The following is a 7,585-nucleotide window of genomic DNA, read 5'->3' as shown; positions in this document are numbered from 1 at the left end:
GAACGGCTCCCTTCGAGCATCGTTCAGGAACTAGTATTCATCGCAGAAAGCAATGTCATTATTTGGGAGACAGGAAAATGAAAAGCTTATTGAGTATGGCCAGTGTATCGGCAATCCAACACGATAGTGAATTACGGTTATATTATAACAAAAAATTAGCCGAAGGAAAAGATAAAATGTTAGCAGTAAATAATGTTAGAAATAAACTAATAGCTCGAGCATTTGCTGTAGTTAAGCGAGGGACACCTTATGTGGTTCTTCAGCAACACGCAGCATAATAAAAACTGGTTTTTATTAGGATTTGATCTTGGAATACGTATAAGATTAGTGGCGTGTTTAAGCACCTAATTTAGCAAATAAACACCAAATAGAAAATCCACGAGGATTTTCGTAAGTAAGCGAGGACTAGCCATTAATTTTATACGGTGTTGGACTTTCGTTTTTTTATTTTTTCCTTAATTTTTTCCAATATTCTTTCCTCAAATTCATTTTTAGCTTTTGAGTTTTTCCACCACCAAAAATATTCATTCGCATCAATCCAATTTCCAATATTTGTTTTGCTTTTATAACCTGAAAAATAAAATGTTGTCGTTTTTTTATTTTTCGGTCTTGTCAATGTGTGAATTATTTGATTTTTATTTTTATACTCAAAATAGATTGAGTACCAATGTCCTTTTTTATGGTCAGAGAAACTATTTGTCATTAAATTATTTTCCGCTTTCACCTCATTTATTATTTTAATCAGAGTTTTTTCGGGAACATTTAATTCATAAGTTTCAGCTTTTCCATAGCTTCCAGGAGAAAACGACCAAGCCACGAAATAAAAGAAAAATCCGATTAAAATAATTCCGATTCCAATTAATAAAAATTTCTTTTTCAATATTCTCAAAATTTTGTTTTAATGACCTTCGATTAAGCACTAAACCGCAATTATTTTTATACGGTGTTATACTCAGTTTTTTATTCAGTTAATTTTTGTTTTCTTTCCGCAATTCGTTTCTCAAATTTTGGACTTAATTCAATTCCGTTTATAAAATCGAAATCAAAACTTCCAATCGTTATAAATTCGAAGTTTACAAAAAAGAAGTGTTTTAATCCGTTTTGTTTTAAAATCTGTTTTCGATTATTTTCAGGTAATCTGTCAATTTCGAGTGTGTCCAAAATCGGTTTATCGAATTGATAGATTTTTAATTGCCTTGTGTTCAGTTCGAGTATTTTTTTCAATCCGTTCAGGTCAGTTTGAACATCCATTTCCATTTGCCGAACAGATAAATTTTTCAATTCAGTTCCGTTTTGAGTTTTTAAATCCGTTTTCCACCATTTAATCACTTCATTTGGCACGAATTTGTGAATGAAAATCGTATTCAGTTCTTTGTCAAAAAGTTCCCAAATTTCTTCGTTAGAATTAATTTCAAATGTTAGTTCGTACATTTTCTCAAATTGGGTACAACTATCTTTTGTATGAAACGCAGCGTATAAATAAACACTAACTTTTCGGATTTAGCACGAGCCGAATTTTTTATTTTTATGTTTAAATTCCTTTTATAAATATAACCAAATAAAAAATTTGGCGTACTTTGTAAATATACAAAAACCTTTCGGAAAGCCTATAATATCTATGTTTTATACACGTTGTTGTGCATAGTGCTTTCACATTTAGCTTGGTTTTCCGATGTCTGTTTTTTGTTCTGAAGTGAGCGTTGGCAAGACATACTCTTTTGCAATTTTTGACGTAGCGTTGGCTGTAGCGAATTGCGAATGTGTATGGCTTTGTGCGTTGGCTATTCTTTTTCCAAAATGTTCTGTTCTTTAAGTTTTTCTTCTGCTATTTCCATTGCAAACCGAAAAAACAGTTTTATAGCTTTTGTAAATTTGAACTTACTTCCATTAACTTCTAAAAGATTTTTACTTCTCCACGTTTTTATAAACTTCTCAAAATCAGCTACTGTGGTTTTTTCCAAAATTTCCCACTTACTGGATTGTCTTAAAAGTTCTTCTATTTCTTGAATGTCAAAAGTTCCAAATTGAATTTTTTCTCTAAAATTCTTTCCCGAATAATCTAATTCTCTTGAAAGTATAGCAAGAAATAAAGTAAAATCTCTTGTCCGTTTTTCATTCACATCTTCTGATGATAAGTAAGCGAAATCAGTTTCTATAATAAGGTCAAAGTCATAAGATTTTTTGAAAAACTCAATATAATCTTCATCATTCTCTACTAAAACTCCAAATAAAGGATTTGGGTAAATCATAAATTTGCCATCTAAAAGTAAACTAACTATTTCTCTATGTTTTGTTGGATATTCTCTCATATATTTTAACTTTTGGCATCATAAGTATGGCATCATCTAATATAATTTCGTTTCTCTCATCGCTATTGTAATCAACAGCTAAATCTTCTTCAAGTAATAAATTAGTAATAGTAAAATACTTTGATAATGTGATTTCTTCCGTGTGTTGTTTTAAAATATCAAAGCACCATTTATAAAAATCAGAAACACCTTTCTCTTTTAATAACTGTTCTTTGAAATATGTAGAATCTGGCAACCATTCTAAATCTTCAACTTGTTCTACGTAAAACGTGTCAGCAGTTTTATAGTTAAACTGGTCAACATAAAATTGTGCCTCACTATCAAATTTCTTAAAAATTGGATTGCCTTTTGTTTTTTTGATTGGGTGCGGAATAGGAATGATGAATTTCTCTGGATAGTCTATGTTTTCTACGAAATGGTAAAAACCACTAAGTATTATTGAATCACTCTTAATTCTATCAAGTAATGGCTTAAGTTCTCTTGTTAGCTTTTGTAAATTTTGGTCTAATTCTGTTCTTGCATATAAAGTAGAAGCATACAGTTTTGCGTATTCTCTCTTTAGTTTATAGCTTTCTGCTACATACCTTTTTTCACTTGTGTAACTTTGAATTTCTACTATTGCAGAATAAAAAGATTCAGGATGTCCTTTCTCAAGGATTTTATTTAATGGCTCGATATATTCATCAATCCAGAATATAGCTTTTTCCAATCGTTTTGATAAATCCGAATATTCATTTGCGTTAACTTTAAGTGATTCTGTATCTATTAAAAGACGTTGGGTTTGTCTATGAATATCGTTTAGAAAAACATCGATTACATTAATGATATTTGTTATTAAAACAACAATTTTACTTGTTTTATCAGCTGTTTTGAGTTTTGAAAACAACTCAAAAATTGTTTTATATCTTTCTTTTAGTGTTTCAGGTAAATCTAAAGTAAAATCATCAAATAAAAATTGTAAAAAATCAATATAACTTCTGTTAACCTTATAATCTTTAGTTGGTAATTGGCGACAAAATTTAACATCGATTAACTTGGTAATTGATATTTTTCGCTCGTGATTTAAATTATATTCTTCAATATATTTATTTAGAGTATCTGAATCTAAGATAAAATCGGGTTTACTTACATCAAAGATTTCTTTTACAAACTCATAATGAACTTGTAAAAAAACTAATATTTGTTTTCCAGATAATTTAATCATTTTGAAAAAGGGCTTGTTGCTCTAAAAATCGCTTTGTTTGATAAATATCAGTTCTTATTTTACAAACCAATTGGTCTTTAGATTCTTGAACTGTTTTGTGAGGGTTTTGTTCTTTTCCATTTTTTGTTTTTATACTTCTTGAATATTTTTTGAAAAGATTTTCGTAATCCTTTGGGTAAAATAATTCTGAATTTGGAAATATACTTTTTACCATTAGGTAATTTTGCAACCCTTTATAATCATAGTCGGGAAAAACCCATAATTCATTAACTTTTAACTTCTTTACAACAGATTTACTTAAACCACCATAAGGATGAATAAAGACGATATTATTGTCCATTACTTTTTCTGCTTGAAGGAAGGTGTCAAGGTTTTCAACTATACATATTTTCTCTGTTTTTATAGTATTTACCTGAGCCGAAAAAGTGCCATATTCTTTAGTGTATTTTTCTAAGTCTATAATATTATCGTTGATTTGAATATTTTTGAAACCTCTTATTAAAATGATGTTCTGACTAACTCGTTTGCCGATTTTTGTGTTTCTAAATGTTCCAACATTTGCATCAGCAGTAAAACTGTCGTGTAATTGCTTAGGGAACTTGTCAGCAAAATAATTTTTTAATTGTTGATTATTCTTTACGACATAACTACCACCTCCAGAAACAGCCTTTTGATATTCAATAAATCCACAAGCCAATAGGGTTTTAAAATCGCCACTTTTTTTAACAGACTGAGCAACCGATGAAGAGTTTAATCTTTCTTCGCTTATAATCTTATTCAAGAAATTATAAAATGTTTTATTCTGCATCTCTGTACTTTACTGGAAATGATTGTAATTCTCCAAATGAAATTTTTCTTTTTTGGGTTTTATTATTTAAGGTTGAAGGTTCCTTAATCATATAATATTTTTGGATTCCCTCAACTTTTCTTGGTGCCGCAAACACAGGGACAAAATGATTTACCTTACAAAATTGTATTAGATGCTTAACGTTCTTTTGACCGATTGCATCTAACTCATCTACATAGATAATGACTTTGTTTTGTTCATTACTATGGACTAATTCTTTTAGAATATTTAAAAACAAATACAGTTTTAAAACAATATTTGTTCCTCTTGATTGTACCTGTTTTGAAAGGTCAATTTCTTCTTTTTTCCCAGTAGCTTTGGTTATCTCAACGCTAATTTTGAATAAATCTACTATGTCAATTGATTTTCCCTGATTGGTTTCTAATTGTCTTTTTAAAGCGATTCTGCTTTCCTCGTAAGCGTTATCAAAATCAAGACCGTCAGAGAATTTTAGATTTGATATTTTCTTTAAATCTTCTATCAAATCCTTGTTTTCATTGATTTTTACCTTTACATCTTGAATGTTTGATATAGGATATTCAGCTAATTTCCGATTATAACTTTTGTAAACGAATGTTTTAAAATGCTCAAATTGTGTTAGAAATGAATCAGTTGGACTTCCAATTTCGTGTGAGAGAGTATCTAAGAGCGTATCGATTATACGAGTTGTTTGAGGTATATTTATGATTTCTTCGTCAACTTCTCTAATAAAGGTTTTTATATCTTGAATATCCTTGTTTAACTTTAGATTGATACTGTCTTTAGATTTTTGACGATTTTCACGTGTGTTCCTAAAAGTTCGATACGTTTTCTCAAAATCGGAAAATATCTCATCAAAAGGTTTTTTGAGTTCTTCTTCAATTTCGTAAATATCATCATATCCTGTTATGAAATTATATTGTTCTGTGTAATCTCTAAGTTTTTTAAGCAGTCTATTTTTTTCAGATTTCTTTTCCTCTAATTTGGTACTAATAGACTTAATTTCTTCGTCTTTTTCAGATATTTTTTTATCTGTTTTTTTTACTTCATTTCCTTTTGCGACAATGAGTTCTTCATTTTTCTTATATAAAGTTTCAAGTTCAGGTTTTTTCTCAACTTTGTCAATAAGACTTTGAGTTTTATCTATAAATTGTTTTAATGTATTTACCTGATTTTGGACACCATTACGGTCTTTAATTACTTTAAGTTGGGACTCTTTTTCTTTTAATTCTTTATCCAACAAGATGATTTCATCTTGAAGTGTTTTTATAGTTGGTAATTCATTGTCGAGTTCTAAACTCGAAACGTCAATTAGACCATCAAAAAATGACATTGGTAAGTCAGTTTTTGATATATTTTTAATTATTTTACTTTTATCAAGATTTGCAACTTGGTTATCTAAATAGCTATAAACTTTCCTTACTACATCTTCGTCTTTGGAAATATTTTGGTAAAGCAAATTATCAAAATCAGAAACTGAATTTTTCTTTCTACCAATATCTTTAGTGAGTTTTTGAATAGAAGACTCAATTTCATTTTTAGTAAATTGACTTCGTTTCAGTTGATTTAATTGGGAAACTAATTCTTCTCGTCTTGTTGTTTCTTCAACAACTTTAGTTTTGAGACCTTGATACAAGAGATTATCTTCTTTTGGTTCATAATCTTGAACTTCAGCAATTACTGTTTTTATATCTCTATTTTCTTTGGTTAAATCACTTATTTTATTGTTAGCTGTTGTTTTTTCAGCTACTAATTTATCTCTTTCTTCTTTTAGAGTTGTATCTATTTTCTTTTGAAGTTTAGCTATTGACAATGATAATTCACTTGTATTACTTACTTGTGAAGAAATTTCTTTTTCTGACTTGTTGAAGTTTTTAAAAAAAGTATGTTTGAGTTTACCCAAAATTGATTCTTGACTTACAAAATCGTCATTAAGTATTTTCAGCTTTTCAAATTCAGGTTTTATCGCAACTAAGTTTTGTAATTGGATTTTCTTTCTCTCAAATTCATCAATTTTCTCAAAGCTTGAACTTGAAAGAACATCTAAAGATATATGCTGTTGGCCATCCGCAATTAGAAGTGCAGATTTAAACGATTTTTCATTAATAGCACTTGTTCTGATTAAATGTCTATAAATGTCAGTAAAGCTATTTGAAAACGATTTACGTCCATTTCGTTTAACTTCTTTCTTTAACCAAACTACTGGGTTCTTGTTTTTGTCTGAATTGTAAATGAGATTATAAAGTTCTTCGTTTGTTAATTTTATTGGTGGTTCTGTTGCGTTTTTAAGAGTTAGCTTTTGTAGTGCCTCGTTCCATCTGCGAGCTTTGAAACCTTGATTACTTTTCTCAATAAAGCAGTCTTCGTCAAATTCTCCAATGATTTTATAGTATTCGATTGAATTTTCAGGTGTAGCTTTAACAAGAATATTATAATATCCGTTTTTAAATATTTCAAAAATAATGTAGCTATGTAAACTTGTACCGTCAAAATAATGTTTCATTGAATCAGATAGTTTTCTATCATCTTCAAATCTCATTTGCTCGTTGTCGGTTATATAAAGAAAGTTTAATGTGTTTATGAAAGAACTTTTTCCAACATTATTTTCTGCGGTAATCTGAATGCTTGAGTTTTCTCCAATCTGAATACTTGCTTTTGAATATAATTCAGAGTTAATAATAATAATTTTGTTCAGCATTCTTTTTTTTGTCTAATATAATTATTTTCGAGCGTTGGCTTGTGTGTCGGCAAAAAACCAAATGTGCTGTTTGTGCGGCTGGCTTTTTTAGTTCAAATGTTCAATTTTAGCAAGATTTCTGCATTATGCACAATGTGTTTGTATATGATTAGTGGCGTGTTTTAGGTACCTAATTTAACAAATAAAAACCGAATAGAAAATCCGCGAAGATTTTCGTAGGTAGGCGAAAACTAGCCATTAATTATACACGTCTTAAGTTTGATTCTTATTAATTTTATAGTATAAATCAGAAAGAACAAAGAGAGGATTAAGGTTATGATATACGGTGAAGCGTTAGACTTCGACAACATTGATAATCCCCTCTCTTTAACTACTTCAATCACGTTCAGTTCTGTGAGGCTAAACCTCGTTTTCAAGTTGTTGTGATCCTGGTAGTATGCTCTTTCATAAAATCAGTTCTTATGGATAAATATAAGGAAACTTTTGGAGTTGATATCAGTAAAGATGTATTTGATGTCTATGGTAGTGACTGCGGTCATTCTCAATTT

7 protein-coding genes are annotated in these 7,585 nt (G+C 29.4%); 1 reads left to right on the top strand and 6 read right to left on the bottom strand.

Annotated elements, in window-relative coordinates:
- Positions 1 to 278: transposase (locus tag LX95_RS14065; protein WP_146240798.1), on the top strand; the 278-nt coding region annotated here is incomplete at its 5' end.
- A gap of 140 nt (positions 279 to 418) precedes the next feature.
- Here the strand turns inward: LX95_RS14065 and LX95_RS14060 are convergent.
- From LX95_RS14060 to LX95_RS14035, 6 genes are all read right to left on the bottom strand, one after another.
- Positions 419 to 880: a hypothetical protein gene (locus LX95_RS14060; RefSeq protein WP_111542101.1), complete on the bottom strand. Its 462-nt coding sequence runs from the start codon at positions 878 to 880 to the stop codon at positions 419 to 421.
- An 80-nt stretch (positions 881 to 960) separates the two neighbouring features.
- Positions 961 to 1,431 carry a hypothetical protein gene (locus tag LX95_RS14055; protein WP_111542100.1) on the bottom strand — a complete coding sequence of 157 codons (471 nt, stop codon included), beginning with the start codon at positions 1,429 to 1,431 and terminating at the stop codon, positions 961 to 963.
- A 350-nt stretch (positions 1,432 to 1,781) separates the two neighbouring features.
- Positions 1,782 to 2,309 (bottom strand): condensin complex protein MksE, encoded by a 528-nt coding sequence (locus tag LX95_RS14050; protein ID WP_111542099.1) that lies wholly within the window; start codon positions 2,307 to 2,309, stop codon positions 1,782 to 1,784.
- Positions 2,284 to 3,513 carry a hypothetical protein gene (locus tag LX95_RS14045; protein ID WP_111542098.1) on the bottom strand — a complete coding sequence of 410 codons (1,230 nt, stop codon included), beginning with the start codon at positions 3,511 to 3,513 and terminating at the stop codon, positions 2,284 to 2,286. The genes LX95_RS14050 and LX95_RS14045 overlap by 26 nt, the downstream gene beginning before the upstream one ends.
- The gene (locus tag LX95_RS14040) at positions 3,506 to 4,294 is read right to left on the bottom strand and encodes a Wadjet anti-phage system protein JetD domain-containing protein (protein ID WP_170116621.1); all 789 of its coding nucleotides are present in this window, start codon (positions 4,292 to 4,294) and stop codon (positions 3,506 to 3,508) included. The genes LX95_RS14045 and LX95_RS14040 overlap by 8 nt, the downstream gene beginning before the upstream one ends.
- Positions 4,295 to 4,310: 16 nt before the next feature.
- Positions 4,311 to 7,037, bottom strand: coding sequence for a V-type ATP synthase subunit I domain-containing protein (locus tag LX95_RS14035; RefSeq protein ID WP_111542096.1), 2,727 nt, complete (start codon positions 7,035 to 7,037; stop codon positions 4,311 to 4,313).
- Positions 7,038 to 7,585: the final 548 nt, after the last annotated feature.

Origin of the sequence: Mesonia algae (assembly GCF_003253545.1) — a bacterium.
GTDB lineage: Bacteria > Bacteroidota > Bacteroidia > Flavobacteriales > Flavobacteriaceae > Mesonia > Mesonia algae.
Note: the sequence above shows the minus strand (reverse complement) of the source record. Positions and strands in the feature narration are given on the sequence as shown.